Source organism: Bacillus paranthracis (assembly GCF_001883995.1).
Taxonomy (GTDB): Bacteria; Bacillota; Bacilli; order Bacillales; family Bacillaceae_G; genus Bacillus_A; species Bacillus_A paranthracis.
In genome coordinates, this window is record NZ_MACE01000049.1 from 511,126 (window position 1) to 531,614 (window position 20,489).

Here is a 20,489-nt window from a genome sequence, read left to right on the forward strand (position 1 = left end):
ATCAAGGAGGTCTTACAGTGACACAGCTTTCTCGAACTAAGACGGCCATCATCCTTACCTTTCTCGTTTTCATGTGGGGAATCAATTGGCCTTTATCTAAGTTTGCCCTGCATTATACACCACCCGTTTTATTTGCAGGCGTTCGAACTTTAATTGGAGGATTCATTTTACTCCTGTTCGCATTACCGAAATACAAAGAGTTACACTTAAAAGAAACTTGGCATTTATACGTTATTTCTTCTTTACTTAATATCATTATATTTTACGGATTACAAACTGTCGGCCTTCAATATATGCCCGCTGGTCTATTTTCCGCCATCGTATTTCTACAACCCGTTTTACTTGGTATTTTCTCGTGGATATGGCTTGAAGAATCAATGTACGGTTTAAAAATTTTCGGGCTTATACTCGGATTTATTGGCGTAGGTGTTATTAGCTCAAGCAGTTTAACTGGACATATTTCTATTATCGGGATTCTTCTCGCGATAGGATGCGCTATTGGCTGGGCACTTGGAACCGTATTTATTAAGAAGACTGGGCACCGCGTTAATTCCATTTGGATGGTAACACTACAACTTATTATTGGCGGACTTTGCTTAATTGGATGTGGATCAGAGTTTGAAAGTTGGTCTAGTATCGCTTGGAGTATGCCGTTTGTTAGTGTACTACTCTTTATTTCATTCTTTGTTATTGCAATGGGGTGGCTTGCATACTTCACACTCGTTGGAGCTGGTGAAGCAAGTAAAGTTGGGGCTTATACATTTCTCATTCCTCTAATCGCTATTATTGTAAGTTCAATTTTCTTACATGAGGCCATTACTATTAGCTTATTTATCGGACTATTATTTATTGTAGTGAGTATTTGTTTCGTAAATATAAAGCCGAAAACACTTGCTGTAGGGCAGCGGGTTGAAGTGAAGTAAATTAACATAAGAAGGAGCCTACTGATTGTAGGCTCCTTCTTATCGTTATTACTTATTTTTTACGACGTACCATAAAAACACACGTACCTACCGAAGATACAATCGCCAAAATAGATAAAACAATTGCTATCAATTGCATATTACTAGTACCTTCATTCTTTTCTACATTAGATACTTCACCATGTTCTCCTGTTAATGACGTACCTTTTGCAATTGTAGTAAGTGAATGCGGTTTTTCAGCTTTCTCATCGCCTGTCCATTCAACAATTTCTCCGTCTTTATATTGTTGATATGCATCCCAAGCTATTTTTTGTTCTTTATCCGGATTTTTAGCGACGAAAGTAAACCGCTGGAATTGGCCAGGTAAAATCCCTTCTCCTGTTGCTTCCCATACTACAGTTTTCACTTTTCCGGCACTATCTTTTTGCTCTTCCATTTTCCACCCTGGCACTGGTTCATACTGTTGGAATTCCACACCAGACGGTATTTTCAGTGTAACTTTTGTTGTTGCTACATTCTTTTCAACTGGTACTTTTATCGTGTAAGTCTCCCAAGAGCCGATGTCAGAAGTTGCTGGCTTCACAGTGACGTGCGCACTAACAGGTAACGAAAAAATTCCCATTGCAATTACTGTTGCGATCATTGTTGTTCCTAATTTTTTTATGCGTTTCATTTTCAATTAGCTCCTTTTTATCTATACCTACTCTTTATCCCGCTATTCGCCGGGCAGCCCAATTGATGAGGGCTGCTTAAAGTTTCACTTTATCTGCCACCTACAATAAATTTATAATCCGTATCGAAGCTATCAAGCGATTTCGTTAATCCATGTACTTGTATATTCCAGTTGCCTGTCATGTTAATATACATACCTTCTGCTTCATATTCTCCCGGTGAAACTGCCGAAACTTTAAATGATCCCTTTCCCATATTCATATCTAACGATTGAGTTGTTAATATGATTTGTTCCATATCAGTAACAGGTTGTCCGTTCTCATCCTTTAAAGTAATATGGAATATATTTTGTCCTACTCTATTAGGACTTACATTTAGCGTCATTTCATATCCATTATCCAATTGTTTACTCTCTGTAAAAGGTCCAGTAGGAGGCATCGGTGGTGTTTGTACGTTTGTCATAAAAGCTACGATTACGAAAATGATAATTCCAATGATAAACTCTACTTTCACCGTAGCACCTAATCCTTGCTCCGCTCTCATTTTCCCTTTCACATAATGAATAATTCCTAATATCCCCATGAAAATGAATAAAAGTATCTTTGCTAATAAAGCTAATCCATACTTCGTATCAAATAACGAGTGGATTGTTGGAATAAAAATGTACTGTTAAAAAGACCTGTTATTAAAATCACAATGACAGCACATATTGCCCACGGTGAAAAACGCTTAATCATATCCCAATACATATTCCACTTGTTATCCTCATTACGTAACAGAAGAATAATGGACGATAAACCACCAATCCATAATGAAGCTGCGAATAAATGTAAAAAATCCATAACAACAGCAATTTCTTTAAACTTTAAACCATATGCGTGACTATTACATGCTTTCATAACAAGTAGACCAATAAACAATACTATTGGAACGCTCCATACTTGAAACGACGACAGCTTCTCACGCCTCATCGCAAAATACGTAACGATTATAAGCGAACTAATAAGAGTCATTTGAGTAATCCATATATAACCAAAGACAGAAAGCTGTAATGTTTCTTTTAATAGTAAAGGATTGAATGCTTCTAGCCATGAAACATCCGCATTTATTTTCGCTTGTAGTGGTAGATTGAATAACAAGCTAATAAATATCCCTAATAAAGAAATCCATATTATGTTCTTACTCCTTGATCGAACCGAGGTTGCATTCCCTTTATACATAATAAGATTAAAGAATAGCACTCCTATAAATAGTGAGAAACTTGTATATAAAATTCCACGTTCCATGATCATATCAATTTGCGGAACATATCCCACCTCTTCTACTTGTATATCATCTGCTCCAGCTTCCGCTAATCCAATACGGAATGGAATAACTCCTTGAATTGGATGTCCATCAGCTGAAATTACTTTCCACTGAATAGAATAGAGACCGTTTTTGAGATTCTCTTTTAATCCGGCTTCTAATAGCTTTTTATTATTTTTATCAATATGAGCATCTTTTAAATCGACCCTTTTACCTGATGTATCTCTCACGTACAATGTATTAAAACTTGAAACTTGTATGTCCTCATCGAACTCGATTTTCACAACAGACGGTGCTTTCTTCAATGTTTCATTTTCAGTAGGGTTTGATTTCACAACGTATGCATGAGCAGATGCACTTTTCGGTATCAATACGATAAGCACACATACAATAAATAACAATGTCCCTAACCTTTTCATTACTTTCACACTCATTTCACTTCTTTCTTCCTCATCGCTATATTTTCATTATTTTTACTTCCCGAGTTGGATTCTTGGACGAAATATTAACCTGATTAAATATAATCTTCTATACAGTATAACTATTTATTTCTCTCTCACCTCTAAACTTCCAATACAATAGTAACTACCTTGATAGATACAACTTACATTTTTAAAGTCGATTGTTATTATATCATAAAATATATTTATGTAAGTTCTTGAAGAGGAAAAGTTATCGTGAATCATTTGTGAAGAAAGTGTGAAATGCATAAATAAAAAGGTATTACGTTATTACGTAATACCTTCTTAAAAATATCTTTCTTCTACTTCTCTTCCGGATAATCACAATACTCTATAATTGTTCCCTCTGTATCCGCTGGGTTAAGATAGATTAATCTTCTGCCGTGTTTATTCATTCGAAGCGTATGCTCTAACGTTCGAATGTCTTGTTTTTTCAATTCCTCTAAAGCTACATCTAAATCATCTACTCGATATGCAACATGATGAACACCTTTACCTTTTTGTTTTATAAATCGGGCAATTGGTGAAGTGGTATTATTTGTCGGCGCAAGCAATTCAATTCTATCTCCATCCACTTCAAGAATGGCTACTTCACTTTCAACACCAGGCGCTTCACTTACGTAACGATCTATTAAAGTTCCTGACAACACTTTTTCATAAAAACGTATCGTACTATCTATATCTCGAACTGCGATGCCGATATGATCAATTGTTTTTTTCATTTTATTTCCCCTACTACTTTATTTTCTTTCATTATTAATAGTAACAAAAAAAGCTATAGAAACAAGTTCTATAACTTTTTTATTTAACCTATTTTCTTATCCACACTAGCTGCTGGTTGAACTTGATTTTTTGCTTTCACAATGCTAATGACATACCCGATCAATCCGCCAATAAGTGCTGGTAAAATCCACCCTAACCCAACTTCATGCATTGGAAGTATTTTAGTAAGAAAATCATTTACTACTGCTAACTTCATACCAGCTGCATTCAATCCATCGAACACACTTACAATAAATGTAATTAATAAGCTACCTTGATACACCTCTGCTCGTCCTTTAAACAATGGATGAAGGAGCGTTAGGAAAATTAAGACGATTGCTAATGGATAAATCGCGATTAATACAGGAACAGAAATTGCAATTAATTGCGTTAAACCTACGTTCGCAACAACTGCACTGAACACTGATAAGATGATTGCTATCTTTTTATACGAAACATTCGGGAATAGTTTATGGAAGAATGAAGAACACGCTGAAACAAGTCCTACACTAGTCGTTAAACATGCTGCTGTAACCATAATCCCTAATATAATTCCGCCGTATGACCCAAAATAATAGTTTGAAACTTTTGCTAATACTGCACCACCATTATCTAAATGACCAAGTTTTGCAACACTTGAAGCTCCCATAAATGAAAGTGCTGAATAGATCATTGCTAAAATAGATGCAGCAATCAATGTTGCTTTTGCACAAACAATCATAATGTCTTTTTTTGTTTTTGCGCCCTTTTCTTTAATCGCATTGATGATGATAATACCGAATACGAATGATGCCAACGTATCCATTGTTAAGTAACCTTCTTGGAATCCTTTAAAGAACGCATGTGATGTATATGCCTCTGCAGGTGCTTGCATTTCTCCCATTGGATGAATAAAAGCAAATACTACTAAAATCCCAATAAACGTTAATTTAATTGGCGTTAAGATTTTTCCTACAATATCGACAATTTTCGCGGGATTTAGCGAAAAAAAACAAGTAATGCTAAAGAATATAATTGTAAAAAGAATGAGTGCTGAAGAACCCATAGCTTCTGGTACAAAAGGCTTCATACCAATTTCATAAGAAACGCTGCCTGTTCTCGGAATAGCGAATAGTGGACCAATCGCTAAATATAAAACTGTCGTAAATACAATGCCGAACACTGGATGTACACGACTTGCTAACGATTGTAAATCTTCTTTACCTGAAATTCCAAATGCTAATACCCCTAGCAACGGTAAACCTACACCTGTTACTAAAAATCCTGCATTAGCAATCCAAACATTCTCTCCTGCCGATTGACCAAGCATTGCTGGGAATATTAAATTTCCTGCCCCGAAAAATAGTGCAAATAACATTAAACCAATAACAACTATGAACGAAAACGGTACTTTATTCGTCATAATATAACCTCCATTCAATATAACCTATGTCATTTCCAATTTTAACTAATTGAATTTTCTGAATATTTAACTTAAGTATCAACTATTCTTGAACTCATTATAGTTTGATATATAATATTTTGCAATACTATTTTCAAACTTTTCATTCATTTTATAAATATACATTTTTTAACATAGAAATAGACTAAAAAACCAACATGGTCATCCATGTTGGTTTTTCCATTTTTACTATCAATTAATTAAAATTTCGCCGCTACTTTCTTAACGTTCTCTAAACCTTCTTCAACAATTTGTTGTGAGCGATCTGGATATTGGTTGTGTCCTTCAATTACAACAGTTTCTGGATTTGTAATTCCCCAGAACCCAAGTACAGTTGTTACGTAATTAACTGCCATTTCCATAGGAGCCATTTGTTCTGAAGAGTAATCTGAACCACGAGCACCTAACACAACTACTTTTTTACCACCAGCTAAGCCTTCTGGACCATTAGCTGTATATTTAAACGTTTTTCCAGCTTGAGATAAATATGAAATATATGTGATTAATGGTGCTGGTACAGTAAAGTTCCATAATGGGAATGCAAATACAACTTTATCAGCTTCTAAAAACTGATTTAAATATTGATCTACTGTAGCAACTGCCTTCTCTTCTTCTGCTGTTAATTCCATACCTTGACTACGTTTGTATCCACCTGAAATAGCAATATTTCCGTAATAAGGAAGATCTAATGCAAATAAATCTAACTCTGTAATTTCTGTATTCGGATTTGCTTCTTTATAAGTACTTACAAATGTTTCATACATTTTTGAACTAACTGCTTGCTCCGCTGGGCGATCGTTTGCTTTTACAAATAATACTTTTGACATTGTTTTATTCTCCTCTACTTTTTGATTTTCTTCTTTTTTACCAAATAACGAGCTAAATAATCCCATTTTCTTCACCTAAACTTTCTTATCATATTCATTATTCAACATCATAAAAATTCTTATTCTAATAAAAAGTTCCAATTGATACCTTAAGGAAAGTTAATTAAAACTTTTTGTTATTTAATTACCTTATGTAAGTGATTGTAATATAGTCACTTACTTTAGTCAAGTAACTTTTAATAAAAAAATAAATCTCAAATTAAAAACATTTACTAAAATACAATTGAACACCAAATTACAGCCTTATTACTTGTATAATAAAATTAGAGAGGAAAATTCATATTTAGAAAGGATTCATTCATGAGCACGATAGAAAAGATTCAAACTTTTATTATTCTTTTTGCTGTTACATGCGGCATCATACTTGGACAATTTAATGTTATACATATGTATTCAGACAAATTTATTGTTCCCTTTTTATTTTTCATGCTATATGGATTATTCCTCAGCATCCCATTAAAAGAAATAAAAAACGGATTTCACAATTTAAAATTTGCTGGAACAAGTCTTACTATTAACTTTTTATGGACACCTTTACTCGCTTGGGGATTAGGAGCACTATTTCTTTCAGATCACCCAGCACTGTGGATTGGATTTATAATGCTAATGGTTACTCCATGTACAGATTGGTACTTAATCTTTACTGAAATAGCAAAAGGTAATGTAGCACTTTCTACAGCGATTTTACCAGTAAATTTAATTTTGCAAGTACTACTACTTCCCATTTATTTATTTTTATTCGCTGGTGTTATGAAGACTGTAGCGGTTTCTGTTTTAGTAGAAAGTATTGTTATCGTAATCGTCTTACCATTTTTACTTGCACACGCTACAAAATTCATTATGAATAAACTGAAAAAAGCTGAAACGCTCGAGAATAAACTCATTCCGTTTTTCAGCTCTGCCCAAATTGTATTTTTAAGTTTAGCAATCGTAGCGATGTTTGCATCACAAGGTAAATATTTACTACAAAATATGAATGTCGTTTTATTATTACTCATTCCTGTTCTATTGTTCTTCATCATTAATTTTGTACTAGGACAATTTATCGGGCGCGTTATGCGTTTATCTTATAAAGATACAGTAAGTCTAAATTTAACAACGTTAGCAAGAAACTCGCCTGTTGCTCTTGCTATTGCTGTGACTGCTTTCCCTGACGAGCCTCTTATTGCACTTGCACTCGTTATTGGACCGTTAATTGAACTGCCAGTACTTGCTTGTGTTTCACAAGTGTTGTTACTTATTAAGAAAAGACGGCAATATATATAATAAAAAACGTCCTATAGCAGGACGTTTTTTATTTTTGAAAAATCTCATACAACATTTATTTCTTATTTATCATTACAAATGAAATAACCGAAACTAGAAACGTAATAATACCAATTATAATAAATACAATAGAAGCTGAAATTGACTCTAAGGAATATCCCGTTATTGCAATTCCAACCGGGGTTGATACTAATAATAACGAATTTAAAAAACCAAAAAATCTTCCTTGCACTTCATTTGGAATTAACTTTCTATACAACACTCCAAAATATATATTACTTACCCCAAATGCAATTCCTGACAGAAAATAATAAACTGAAAATAATACCGGATTTAACGTCGTACCCATTGCAGCATTAAAAACCCCCATAATAGCTGTAAATATAAAAGCAGTCGTAATCGTTTTATATGTACGAATCTTTTTCGTAATAAATGCTCCTATTAAAATCCCTATCGGTGATGCCGCAAAAACTATACTATACCATCCCGTAGAAAGGTCCATTTCTCTAACAACTATTACTTGTAGCGAAAGCATACACGCCGCTCCAAGTAAATTAATAAGCGCAGCGCTCATAAGCAATGTTTTCAATGATTGATTACTATTAAATATGGAGAAACCCTCTTTAAAGTCTTCGTAAAAAGGCTTTTTCTTTTCTACTTTTAATTCACGTGGAAATTTAATTTTCATTAAAATTAAAAATGATATAAAAAATGTAATTGCATCTAACAAAAATACTCCATGAAAATTAAAAATACTAATTAAAAAGCTAGCCATTAAAGGAATGGCTACCGATATGGTTTGTATTGATATTTGCCTCAGCGTAATCGCCTGTTGAACATGCTTTTCTTCCACATATGTTACTAATGCTGCATTTGAAGCCGGAGTAAATAAAGCACTCCCAATTGAGCGTATTATAAGTAAAATTAGTAACGGAATGTATAGCATTTTATTATAAAATGCTATAACTGCAATTAAAATCATGACGATACATCTCATAACATCCGCAATTATCATAAGCTTTCTTCTCGACATTCGATCTGCTAACGTTCCTGTTACAGGTGCAAATAAAATCGCCGTCGTCGCAATTGCAACGTTTACTCCAGAAACAAGTAATGGAGAGTTCGTTAATTTCATTACCCATAACGGTAAAACGAGCGTAACCATAGAATTACCTATTAAAGAAATGCAACTTGCTAAGAAAAAATACGAAAAAATTTTATTGCTCCAAATACTTGTGCTATTCTCTTTTAAATCCTCAATTTCATTATTCACTGCATCCTCCATTTTCCTCTTGTATATTTTCTTTAATTCTTCCTCACCACCTTTCAAAACCTCTATTTAAATGAGAAAAAACCTTCTTCAAAATAAGAAGAAGGTTTACTTATAACCGCATCTTATCTATTAGGAATTTTAGATCCTACAGGATTTAGCACCTTTATATCACATAAGGTTGCTGAGGCTTCGAAGGGCCAGTCCCTCCACCTCTCTTAATAAGAAGTTTTTATTTAATTATCTAAATTCATTATATTTTACATCAAAATAATTTCAATATGTTTTTTTATACAGTTAAAAGAAGATGACATCTATCATCTTCTTTTAACAATTTTGTCGTTACGTTAACAAGACCTTTCTAATTAAAAATGATAGGAAACGTAAATATAACGAAAGCTGCCCAAAGTCCATAAATTGGTAAATACTTCGTAACGGCATCTTGGATAGCTGTCGGTCCTGATTTGCTTTGCAAGAACCGCATATAGGAAAACATAATCCAAATTAAATTTGCCCAGATCAGTATGTTTACCCCTAAAACAGCAAGTCTATTAGGTGTAATCCCGTAAGAAGAAAGTCTGAATACAATGGCTGATAAAGCGACAGTGTCAATAATAAGCGCCAGAACAATTAAGGCAAAATTTATATAATCTGAAATGTTCTTTTTCTCATCCGAATCACTCTCAACGATAGAAAATATGGTAACGGCCAACACGCCAAGGAGTATTCCGTTGAAGGCCATTAAGAAATTGCGGTCCAAGAAAGGATTTTTCCCGACCCATATAACCGTTATAAGATAGATTAGCAACGTAATCAAGACAAGTGGACTAAAAATTTTAGATATGTATGGTGTAATATTTTTAGCAAGTTTAAGATTCAATGATACTAAGTATGCAGCCACTACAGCGAGAGCGGCAGCTCCAAATAAAACAACATTACTAAAATAGAACTCTCCTATATCCAAGTCAACAAAACTAAATAATCGCATGGTGAATACTGCTAGTATCATTCCACTCACTGCCATGCTCGCGTAGAGAAGACCATATTCTAAATTAAATTTAATATAAGCTAATCTTGTATTACCTTTTGAATATTCATTTCCTGTAAATGCAAGTCCCAATAAGACCCATAACAATATAGGAAGATGTAAATAAGCAAGGATACTGCTGTCTTTATAATTTAATGGCAACATATTAAGATACAACCCAGCAATTAGGAACAACGCTGCAAGGAAATAAATAATACTTTTTTTCGGGGTATTATTGTAAACAAAATAAGCAGCGATAAAGGGAATTACACCAAAAGCTAGGTTAATTGGAGCAATTGCTTCCTGCTCTACAAAGTGGAAAATGATTCTAGTGCTTAGCCCAGCTAGAATAGCTAACATGCCCATAAATAAGAAACCTTTTTGAAACAGTGATATTTTTTCTGCATTTGTCTTTCCCTTGAAATGCAATCTTTCATACCAGGCAGCTAGCACCTGAGAATCAGAGTTTTCATCCCATGCTTGTGAGAATGACTTTTTAAAAGCTTTCGGGTCTTTTCTATACATTCTCTCCAACTCATGAGGGTTATCCATATTTTCGATAATCAAATTTTGATCGTTCATAGCTTTACCTCCTCTAATAAAAAACAGCTTTGTTCCCTTTCTATAAAAAGCATCTCACCGATTTATTATGATAATGATTTTAATACATTATTTATTGTTTTACAATAAATAATTATCAATTATAAAGATTTTTTTATTGTATATTTTATTTCAAATAAAAATATATAGTACTACTTATTCAAAAAAAATATCCTATAGAATAGACTTTTTTAAGCGTCTATTCTATAGGATATAATTTAATTATCATATTTTTATTTGTTAAAACAACTTAATTCTCAAACACAAAATTAATCTTATTATCTTTCCACTCTAATTTCGCATCAAATGTTTTCTCGCCCTTTTTAAAGCCTTTAATTAAATCGGTTTTCTCACCTTTTAAGAGCTTTGTCATATTCTTTTGCGAAATTGTTTTACTTAATATCTTCTTCGAGATGGTAAAGTCACATTGTGTCGTGTTGTAATTAGAACAGCCGTAAAACGTTGACTTATCAATTACATCGCCATCACATTTTTTACAGCTACCAACCTTTTTACCTGTTGTAAATTTCGATCCTTTTCGCTCAATCGATTCAACATGTAATCCAGTGAAATCCCACTTCTCAGACATTTCAACCGCATCTTCAATAATTTTAGCTGATAATTTTTTCGTTTGTTCCATAAAAGTTGCTGGTGATGCTGTACCTTCCCCAATTTCCGCAAGACGTTGCTCCCATTTTGCGGTCATTTCTGGTGAAGCTAGTATTTTGTCACCGATTGCGGTAATTAATACTTTCCCTTTATCGGTCGCATACACTTGGTTCTTCTTCACATCTATATATTTACGGTCTTTTAGCATCGTAATAATACCTGCACGGGTCGCTTCTGTACCTAAACCTTCTGTTTTCTTTAATACTTTCTCAAGCTCTTCATTCTCTAAATACTTACCAGCTGTTTTCATTAACGTAATAAGTTGTCCTTCTGTATAACGCTTCGGTGGTTGTGTTTTTCCCTCTTTCACTTTCACCTTTACAACTTTTCCTTCTTCACCTTCAGCTACAATTGGAAGAATGGTTTCGTCATCTTTATCGTCTTGGAAAATAACTTTACGCCAGCCTTCTTGAATTTGCTGTTTTCCTTTTGAAATGAATTCAGCACGTTCATCTACAAGCGTTACAATTGTTGTATAGTCAAAGATTGCAACTTCATAATGAGCTGCAATAAGCCTTCTTACGATCATATCGTAAATTTTCTTTTCATCACCTGATAATCTGCTTGGGTTTGTAACTTGCTCTGTCGGAATAATGGCGTAGTGATCTGTTACTTTCTTTTCATTCACATAACGCTTATTATTCATAATCGATTCAACCGGAGCTGGTAATAAACCTTTATATTCATCAAACTGACTTAACTTCTGTAAAATATCAGGGAATGTTGCCGCTTCACCTTGTGTAACATAGTTGGAATCCGAACGAGGATAAGAAACAATCCCTTTTTGATATAGTGCTTGCGTTATATCAAGCGTCTTTTTCGGTGAAAACTTAAAGGCTTTATTTGCCGTTGCTTGCAGTGATGATAAGTTAAATAAAAGCGGCGGCTGAAATTCTTTACGCTCCGTTTTCATTTCCTTCACTACTGCCGTTTTACCTTGGCAAAATGCCGCAATTTTATTCGCCATATCAGGGTCTTTTAAGCGGGATTCACTATCCTTCTCCCATTTCCCCTCATACTTCTTTCCTTCTATATTAAAGGTTGCGAACACTTCCCAGAACGGCTCTGACTTAAAGTTTTCTATTTCCTTTTCACGCTTTACGATTAACGCGAGTGTCGGTGTTTGTACACGACCAGCTGAAAATACATCATTCATTCCTTTTTTCTTTAACAAAATACTAAACACACGCGATGCATTCATACCAACAACCCAATCCGCACATGACCTTGTATACGCCTCATAGTACGTATTGATTGTATCTGATTCGTCAAGCAAATTTTTAAATCCTTGGTAAATAGCTTGCTTCGTTAAAGAGGAAATCCAAAGACGCTTCATCGGCTTTTGTACGTTACAAAGATTAATAATGTTTCGTACAATTAATTCCCCTTCACGCCCAGCATCGCCCGCGTGAATAATTTCTGTTACCTGAGGATTATGTAACAGCTGTTTCACAACGTTAAATTGTTTATACTTTGATTTTGTTACTTCAAATTGAAAACGCTCTGGAATCATCGGTAACGTATTAAGTGACCATTTTTTCCACTCTGCATGATAATGTTCTGGATTACATAACTGCGCAAGGTGAAATACACTATTATATATTTTTATTTTCTGTAAAACTTTTATATAGCAAAATTTATTACTTCAATATCTAACAGAAAATAAGGAATATCCTACCCTACTAAACTATCACTAAAATTAGACACCTTAAATATCCTAAACATAAATATTGTTATAAAAACCATGATATTCACTAAATATTTTTTCTTTAAATAATACTTTTAATATACAAGGATTTCTTAATTATAATTATCCTTTTCAATATACGCTCCTCAAAAGATATGCTTTTTATCTTTTATCCCATAAAAATAGTTTATACATGCTTATAAAATATAAAGAACACTTACTTATTATTAAAACTGAAATGCACCGACTCTTGTTACACTTCTTATTCTTTCTTCTTCACATATAATTTAATTTAAAAACTTTAGCCTATTTTATACGCCTTCATTAGATTGATTATTGATAATCCTGTATTCTCTTCTATCAGTCCATTAACGTTTAAACCATAGTCAACACTTTCATTAACCATAATAAATTTTTCTTTCGCTCTTGTAATACAAACATAATGATCTTCAAATCTCTTAACGTAATATCCATAATGATTTTTCCCAAAATAAAATGAAGAAAAACTAATCACTTGCTCAAACTCTAAACCCTTTGAAGAAAATACTGTCATAACCTTATGTTTAATTTTAGCATTATTAAATGCTATACTATTTTCCTCATTTTCTAAAGTTTGTGTCAAAGCTCCAATCTCTTCTATATTAATCGTGACTTCAAAAAAATTGTACAAATCAAGAATTGTTTCTTCTAAAATTTTATCAGTGTGTTTATTAACTTTAAAATCCTTTAGTATATCTTTCAATTTTTTCATTTGATCATTTGTATAGTTTCCTATTAATGCCTCTATTAAATCATATTCATTAATATCTTCATTAAAATAATAAGAAGCTAACTCGTGAAGAAAGTTCCCATTAACAAATGAATCATCAATAGGTGTTTTAGGAACACATAAAAAATTATATCCGAGGTTATTTATTTCAGTTACAAAATCTGTTATCTCAGTATTTACATTTATTATTACTGTAATCTCCTTTTCAATATCAATTTCTGAAGATTCTATAAGCCTTATAACAGTATCAACACGTGTTAATTCATTATTTGGTTTCACTAGAACAACACTCTGAACTTCATCTTGTAACTCAATATTTTCTGAGGTATTTTTATTTAGCGAATTCGCGAAATTTTGAATATCAATATGACTTCTAAAATTCCTAGTTAGTTGGTAATAATTAAACTTTTCATTAGCTGCTAAACTTATAAAATTCTGAGGGTAAGCACCTCTCCATTTATAAATTGATTGCTTTTCATCTCCTACTATAAATAACTTGATGTTTAACTCATCTATTAAAAACATGAAGAGTTTATGCATTGATTGGTCGCTGTCTTGATACTCATCAATAAACACTTTAGAATATTTCGCCTTCAAATACTGTGCAGCTGCTTTAGATTTTGTTAACACATCCAGTGCAAGGTCAAATTTGAAATTCTTTTTTCTCACATCGGTACCATATACACCTAATATATTTTCCGTTTTTAATAATTTAATACCATCACTATACGAATTAAAATTCTGATCATAACGCACAGAAAAATTTCCTACATCTGGATATACGTCATAAATAAAAGGAAAAATTATTTCTTTCTCCACAAAAGAATCATTCGTCCCCACAAAAACATTAGAATAGCCTTTCCCAAGTTTACTTCTTATCTCTTTTGCAGCCTTTCTCATAAATGTTATTGCTGCAACAGTGTAATGACTTTTATCAGCCTTCAAATCTCTTCTTATTTTCTCTGTCATTATTGTGGTTTTTCCAGATCCTGCACTAGCCAAAATGACTAAGCTGTTGTTATCTAATAAAATACGCTCCCTTGTTTCGCTATCATTAATCATCATTTTCACCACACATTTTTTTTAAGCACCAAAATAATGGATGACTATAAATAGTTTTTGAATCTTTTTCTTCCATCTTCTCAACAAATTCCACCATATTATAAAGTTTTTTATTTTGAAGATAGTTTATTGGGTCTGTTTTCCCTAAAATTTCCGACATTCTCTCTCCTAATGCTTCCTGTAAATCATGCTCTAAATCTATTCCAGATAAGTAAATACCTTTATCTTTCAATGAATCAATCTCTTTTTTATAAACATTAGTTATTTTCTTCTTTTCCTCATTTTGTTGAATTTTTTTATCTTTCTTAGTAGCTCCATCAGTATAAACTATTTGAACTGCCTCTTTTTTCTCTTCACCCACAATTTCAAGACACCTATTTAGACCAATTAAATCATGCATCGACTTATCTGATGTTTTTGCTTTCAAATCATTATCAGTTTTTACAAAACACTCAATTCCCAATTTCTTAAATACTTCTATGTACGTATTAAAAGCAATACCATTTACAACTAATAAATATCCTCCTTCTAATTCATAATTAGGTTTAACATCACTTAATATACGTTCAAAAAGTATTTGTTCAGAAAGTCCCTCTATTAATAGCACTCTCTCTGAGAACAACGCTTCTGCTAATGATTTGTTTAATTTCTTTTTAACTTTCGAATACTCATCATTAACATTATATAAATATGAATAACCTTCAACTTTTCCTATAAAACTAATTCTAATAAGCTCTGTATTATCCATTTCATAAAGTAATTCTGGAGAATGAGTAGAGAGAATAAAATAATCATATACTTTATTACAGAAAAGTTGTTTAGATAATGCAATTTGCATGGATCTATGTAAACTATTTTCAGGTTCTTCAATAAGATAAATAACAATTTTATCTTGATATTCTTGCAAAGTCAGATGGTTTAATAGAGAATATGCAAGTAATTTCTTTCTTCCGTCTCCAGATGTAGGATAATAGTTTTTATCACCATCTCTTTTTATATAGGGAACTAAATTATTTAGAAAACCATTAACAACTAATTCAGATTTCAATTCAATATTAATTTCTTCATCTTTTAGCGCTCTGTAATTTTTGGTGAGATTTTTTTCTACTGCTTTTATCATCTCCATATTGCTAATATTACTATTTAACTCCCTAATGTTTTCTTGTATATCATCGGATAATTGGATATCTTTTGCAGATTTATTTGTTTCATCAAATAAATTCTTCCTATTCTTTTTAAAAATTCCATCCAATTCTATTGTTGGATCTATATATACAACTTTAAATACCCTATCTAGATCCGAAAAATCCCCTCTCTGTGGTATCATCTGTAGATTCTTCAAATCATTTCCCCATAGCAAAATGGGATTACCAAATAGCTCTTTTTCTTCAAACTCTCCTTCTAATTTAAAATAAAAAGTATCAAGATTTTCTGTTGTTCTAGCACCTTTTACTTTTGAAACAATTTTCTTCGTATCCTCATCCTCATAATCAGATATGTCTATTTCTAACAAAATCTCTATTTTTTTAGTTGTATCACTCAAATGAAAATCGGATTTAACAAAACCATTTTTACGTATATCCCTGTCTAGAAGAAATCTAAGTGCAAATAACAAATTAGTTTTCCCTACATCATTCATACCAAAAATAACACTTTGGTTAGACATTCCCACTTTTATTTCTTCAAAGTTTCTAAAGTTCTTTACTTCTAAGCTTTTCAATTTCATTAAAAACATCTTCCTTTCAAGTTATAAAAATGAAAATCATATCTACAATATTATTAGTTTCAATGCTATCCAATATTAAAGACCAATGAGCAAGTTATCAAATATCTTTTTTATTTTTATGATGCAAGCATATGGTTACTTAAGTATATTCATATAGCATAATTTATTCGTAAAAATAGTAATCTACATCTTCCCTATATTGTAATTTATCCATAAAATCTCTTATCAGTTTTTTTTGTTCAATAATCGATGTTTGTGGTGAAATTCGAGAAAGTATTTCTTTCGCATATGTAAACGCCATCAAAACATGATTATTTAAAGCTGCAATTTGTTCGATGATAAATTCTTTATTATCAACCGTTCGATTAATATCAAACAATCTAATTCCTATCGCATTTAAATAATCTCTATCTCCACATTTTTCCTCAATTCGTACTGGAAAGAAATTTAAGGAATTAGATAATAATTTAACATGCAAATTGCTTGTTAAATTATAAGTTTCGTCTAAAGTTTCAATAATATATTTGTGTGGTAATGAATTATTAATTTGTCCAATCAAATATAACAACTCATCTTTATCAGTACCTAGTCCAACTATCTTGGTCTCTTCTCTTAAAAACAAAAGATGTCCTAATTCATGGGATTCAGCCTCAATTCTTTCCTCTTCACCTAAAATCTCTAAATAAACTATTGTCCACAAATTACTTTCATAGTTGTATCTTAATTGGGCTGGGCTATCTTCATTTAATCCATAATTATTATTACCCTCTTCAATACTTACTACCTTTATTTCAAAATTAAAATCATGTCTAATATCTTCACGTAATTGTTCTATACTCAAAACGTTCATTCCCTTCATATAATTCAAAAATCCTAACTAAACAAATATCAATAAATTTAATATCCCTTACTTAATCCACCAACCATAAGGAAAATTTGTGTTCTATTCTAAAGCTGTGTTAGCGTGCTATTTCTTTACCTTCCTAAAAAAGGGTTACAAATACTTGTAACCCTTCTCTCACTTCTCAAACACAAAATTAATTTTATCATCTTTCCATCCTAACTTCGCATCGAATGTTTTATCACTTTTCTTAAATCCTTTAATTAAATCTGTCTGTTCACCATTTAATAATTTTTTCATATTCTTCTGTGAGATTGTCTTTCCTAATATTTTTTTCGAAATTGTAAAATCACATTTTGTTGTAGAATAATTCGAGCATCCGTAAAAAGTAGACTTGTCAACGACATCTCCATCACATTTTTTACATTTCCCAACTTTTGTTCCCATTGCTGATTTCTTTTTTGAACCTGGTTTACCTTGAAATTGCGTAAGATCAAATTGTTGAAAATCCCATCCTCCACTTTGCTCTTTCGCATCATCAATAAGTTTGAGTGTAAGTTTTTTCGTTTGTTCCATAAACACACTTGGAGATGCAATTCCATCTCCAATTTCATCTAATCTTTGTTCCCACTTGGCTGTCATCTCTGGCGAAGCTAAAATACTATCACCAATGGCATCTATTAAGAGTTTCCCCTTGTCGGTGGCTGATACTTGGTTCTTCTTAACCTCAATATATTTACGATCTTTTAAAACGCCTATAATACCAGCTCGAGTTGCTTCTGTGCCTAGTCCCTCTGTCTTATTTAAAACCTTTGTTAACTCTTCATTATCTAAATATTTACCTGCCGTTTTCATTAACGTAATAAGTTGTCCTTCTGTATATCGCTTAGGAGGTTGTGTTTTTCCCTCTTTTACTGTTACCTCCTGAACAATACCCTGTTCTCCTTTTTCTAACGAAGGTAGATCTTGTTCGTCCTCGTCTTTATTTTTTTCTTTCTTATTTCCAAAAATAACTTTACGCCAACCAGATTGAATTTCTTCTTTCCCTTTAGATATAAACGTTGCTCTACCGTCAACTAGTGTATTAACTGTCGTATAATCAAAAATTGCTTTATCGTAGTGTGCCGCAAGTAATCGTCTAATAACTAAATCATATATTTTTTGCTCTTCTCCAGATAATCTTGACGGATCCGTTACTTGTTCAGTTGGAATGATAGCGTAATGATCTGTTACTTTTTTCTCATTTACGTAACGTTTATTTTCCATAATTGAAGAAAACGGTAATGGAAAGAATGCACTATATGCCTCAATATTACTTATTTTCTGTAGAATATCCGGAAACATTGATGCTTCTTCTTTGGTCACAAAACTTGAATCTGAACGAGGATAAGAAATAATCCCCTTAATATACAACTTTTGAGCAATATCTAACGTTTGTTGTGGCGAATATTTAAATCTTTTATTTGCCTCAGCTTGTAGTGAGGAGAGATTAAATAGAAATGGTGGCTGAAATTCCTTTCTTTCTTTTTCAAGCTCGTGAACTTCGGCATCTTTTCCGTTACAAAATTGTGCAATTTTATGAGCCATAGCTGCTTCTTTTATTCTCGAGTCATTATCTTTATGCCATTTCCCCATATAGACCTTACCATCCATATTAAATTTGGCATTAACCTCCCAAAAAGGTTCAGACTTAAAATTCTCAATTTCCTTTTCGCGTTTAACAATCAAAGCAAGTGTCGGTGTTTGAACTCGTCCTGTTGAAAACACATCTGAAATACCTTTTTGCTGTAATAAAAGTGTATATGCACGTGAAGCATTCATACCAACGAGCCAATCTGCACATGAACGACTATATGCTTCATAGTAAAGATTTCTAGTTTCTTTTTCATCTAACAAATTTTCAAATCCATTTGTAACCGCATTTTGAGTTAATGAAGATATCCATAAGCGCTTCATCGGTTTATTATTTCTACACAACATTAATGTTAGCCTAATAATAGCTTCCCCTTCTCTTTCGGCGTCTCCCGCTATTATAATTTCATTAACTTCATTGTGATGAACTAATTCCTTTATTATGTTAAATTGCTTCCATTTTGATTTTGTAACTCTATGATTAAATTTTTCCGGAATAATGGGTAAAGTATTTAAACTCCACTTTTTCCACTTTGGATCATATTCCTCAGGTGGAATCAATTCGCATAAATGTCCAACTGCCCAACTTAAATATGCTCCTTTAGGAAATACATCATTTGGAGCTATTTCAATATACCCATTTCTTTTTTTATGCGAAAAAGGCGCTGCCAGTTTAGCACCTTGATCTGGTTTTTCAGCGATTATTAATTTCATGTCTTTCTCCTTTGATTTAAACCTAGAGCACATCTCTTTTACATTTTCATCTTGTAATATTATTACTTCTCAAATATTGATAAAATGAAGCTCTTCCAATTTTAGTTATATCACATATCTCTTTTACTGTTTTTTCTCCCTGTTTATACAACTCAATTGCATGTAGAAGAGATTTATTTTTTTCGTGATATTTTTTCACACGGCCACGATATTTCCCTTTTTCTTTCGCGATAGCAATCCCTTCTTTTTGACGCGTATTTATTAAGTCACGCTCTAATTGATTAACTCCTGCCATGACTGTTAATAAAAATGTACTATAGGGATTATCACTGGACATATCTAACCATGTATCCTTTAAACTCTTTAAAATAACACCTTTATTTTTAATTAACTCCAACAAAGAGAATAAGTCTTGGGTACTACGCGTAATACGTGTTAAATCCGTAACTACTATTATATCTCCTTCTTGGAGCTCTCCTAGCATTTTTTGTAGCACGATTCGATTTGCTGTAGTTCCGCTAGTCTTTTCTCGATATATTTTTTCACATTTATATTCTTGTAACTGCTTTAATTGCCGAGCTAAACTTTGTTTTTCAGAACTTACTCGTGCATAACCTAAAATCATTTAAAGCCTCCCCTAAGCAATTCTGACATTACTATTTTAGCACTTAATTTCTAGACATTCTATCTAGACATTAGTTTTCTTTATGTGAATTTAAGAGATAAATTGCACACTTTTTAAACGCTATTTTGCACTATAAGTAAATATAAAAAG

General features: G+C 32.4%; 13 protein-coding genes, 2 pseudogenes and 1 riboswitch. Of the genes and pseudogenes, 2 read left to right on the forward strand and 13 right to left on the reverse strand.

Features of this window, described 5'->3' with window-relative positions:
* The first annotated feature begins 17 nt into the window (after positions 1-17).
* Positions 18-923, forward strand: a complete 906-nt coding sequence (locus BAQ46_RS19740) for a DMT family transporter (RefSeq protein ID WP_061131161.1) — start codon at positions 18-20, stop codon at positions 921-923.
* Between the two features lie 52 nt (positions 924-975).
* Here BAQ46_RS19740 and BAQ46_RS19745 read toward each other — a convergent pair whose 3' ends face one another.
* From BAQ46_RS19745 to BAQ46_RS19765, 5 genes and pseudogenes are all read right to left on the reverse strand, one after another.
* A complete protein-coding gene (locus tag BAQ46_RS19745) occupies positions 976-1,596 on the reverse strand; it encodes a YcnI family copper-binding membrane protein (protein WP_000821410.1) in 621 nt (206 codons plus the stop codon).
* 89 nt (positions 1,597-1,685) lie between these two features.
* A pseudogene (locus tag BAQ46_RS19750) lies at positions 1,686-3,334 on the reverse strand (copper resistance CopC/CopD family protein).
* A gap of 329 nt (positions 3,335-3,663) precedes the next feature.
* Complete coding sequence (locus BAQ46_RS19755) at positions 3,664-4,083, reverse strand: VOC family protein (RefSeq protein WP_000750841.1); 420 nt, start codon at positions 4,081-4,083, stop codon at positions 3,664-3,666.
* Positions 4,084-4,166: 83 nt separating this feature from the next.
* Complete coding sequence (brnQ, locus tag BAQ46_RS19760) at positions 4,167-5,525, reverse strand: branched-chain amino acid transport system II carrier protein (protein WP_000182722.1); 1,359 nt, start codon at positions 5,523-5,525, stop codon at positions 4,167-4,169.
* 239 nt (positions 5,526-5,764) lie between these two features.
* A complete protein-coding gene (locus tag BAQ46_RS19765) occupies positions 5,765-6,457 on the reverse strand; it encodes an FMN-dependent NADH-azoreductase (RefSeq protein ID WP_000522508.1) in 693 nt (230 codons plus the stop codon).
* Between the two features lie 294 nt (positions 6,458-6,751).
* Here BAQ46_RS19765 and BAQ46_RS19770 point away from each other — a divergent pair, with 294 nt between their 5' ends.
* Positions 6,752-7,717, forward strand: coding sequence for an arsenic resistance protein (locus tag BAQ46_RS19770; protein ID WP_071742521.1), 966 nt, complete (start codon positions 6,752-6,754; stop codon positions 7,715-7,717).
* A 55-nt stretch (positions 7,718-7,772) separates the two neighbouring features.
* On the opposite strand, the gene BAQ46_RS19775 is transcribed toward BAQ46_RS19770, so the two are convergent.
* The 8 genes and pseudogenes from BAQ46_RS19775 to BAQ46_RS19810 form a co-directional block, all read right to left on the reverse strand.
* Positions 7,773-9,002: an MFS transporter gene (locus BAQ46_RS19775; protein ID WP_000389106.1), complete on the reverse strand. Its 1,230-nt coding sequence runs from the start codon at positions 9,000-9,002 to the stop codon at positions 7,773-7,775.
* A gap of 107 nt (positions 9,003-9,109) precedes the next feature.
* A riboswitch (SAM riboswitch) is annotated at positions 9,110-9,215 on the reverse strand.
* A gap of 133 nt (positions 9,216-9,348) precedes the next feature.
* Complete coding sequence (locus BAQ46_RS19780) at positions 9,349-10,596, reverse strand: DUF4153 domain-containing protein (protein ID WP_071742523.1); 1,248 nt, start codon at positions 10,594-10,596, stop codon at positions 9,349-9,351.
* A gap of 268 nt (positions 10,597-10,864) precedes the next feature.
* Positions 10,865-12,877 (reverse strand): annotated as a pseudogene (topB, locus tag BAQ46_RS19785) (DNA topoisomerase III); the annotation flags it as partial.
* Between the two features lie 394 nt (positions 12,878-13,271).
* On the reverse strand, positions 13,272-14,801 hold the full coding sequence (locus tag BAQ46_RS19790) for a UvrD-helicase domain-containing protein (RefSeq protein WP_071742525.1): 1,530 nt from the start codon (positions 14,799-14,801) through the stop codon (positions 13,272-13,274).
* Positions 14,794-16,527, reverse strand: a complete 1,734-nt coding sequence (locus BAQ46_RS19795) for an ATP-dependent nuclease (protein WP_071742527.1) — start codon at positions 16,525-16,527, stop codon at positions 14,794-14,796. The genes BAQ46_RS19790 and BAQ46_RS19795 overlap by 8 nt, the downstream gene beginning before the upstream one ends.
* 163 nt (positions 16,528-16,690) lie before the next feature.
* Positions 16,691-17,368, reverse strand: a complete 678-nt coding sequence (locus BAQ46_RS19800) for a hypothetical protein (RefSeq protein WP_131801184.1) — start codon at positions 17,366-17,368, stop codon at positions 16,691-16,693.
* 177 nt (positions 17,369-17,545) lie between these two features.
* Positions 17,546-19,714: a DNA topoisomerase III gene (locus BAQ46_RS19805; RefSeq protein WP_071742531.1), complete on the reverse strand. Its 2,169-nt coding sequence runs from the start codon at positions 19,712-19,714 to the stop codon at positions 17,546-17,548.
* A gap of 46 nt (positions 19,715-19,760) precedes the next feature.
* Entirely contained in the window at positions 19,761-20,339 is a 579-nt protein-coding gene (locus tag BAQ46_RS19810; protein ID WP_071742533.1) for a recombinase family protein, read from the reverse strand.
* Positions 20,340-20,489: the final 150 nt, after the last annotated feature.

Bases quoted from the DNA above. Each gene is read 5' to 3' on its own strand.
- brnQ (WP_000182722.1), bottom strand. From the start codon at position 5,525: ATGACGAATAAAGTACCGTTTTCGTTCATAGTTGTTATTGGTTTAATG.
- BAQ46_RS19795 (WP_071742527.1), bottom strand. From the start codon at position 16,527: ATGAAATTGAAAAGCTTAGAAGTAAAGAACTTTAGAAACTTTGAAGAA.
- BAQ46_RS19770 (WP_071742521.1), top strand. From the start codon at position 6,752: ATGAGCACGATAGAAAAGATTCAAACTTTTATTATTCTTTTTGCTGTT.
- BAQ46_RS19775 (WP_000389106.1), bottom strand. From the start codon at position 9,002: ATGGAGGATGCAGTGAATAATGAAATTGAGGATTTAAAAGAGAATAGC.
- BAQ46_RS19805 (WP_071742531.1), bottom strand. From the start codon at position 19,714: ATGAAATTAATAATCGCTGAAAAACCAGATCAAGGTGCTAAACTGGCA.
- BAQ46_RS19755 (WP_000750841.1), bottom strand. From the start codon at position 4,083: ATGAAAAAAACAATTGATCATATCGGCATCGCAGTTCGAGATATAGAT.
- BAQ46_RS19765 (WP_000522508.1), bottom strand. From the start codon at position 6,457: ATGGGATTATTTAGCTCGTTATTTGGTAAAAAAGAAGAAAATCAAAAA.
- BAQ46_RS19780 (WP_071742523.1), bottom strand. From the start codon at position 10,596: ATGAACGATCAAAATTTGATTATCGAAAATATGGATAACCCTCATGAG.
- BAQ46_RS19745 (WP_000821410.1), bottom strand. From the start codon at position 1,596: ATGAAACGCATAAAAAAATTAGGAACAACAATGATCGCAACAGTAATT.
- BAQ46_RS19790 (WP_071742525.1), bottom strand. From the start codon at position 14,801: ATGATTAATGATAGCGAAACAAGGGAGCGTATTTTATTAGATAACAAC.
- BAQ46_RS19810 (WP_071742533.1), bottom strand. From the start codon at position 20,339: ATGATTTTAGGTTATGCACGAGTAAGTTCTGAAAAACAAAGTTTAGCT.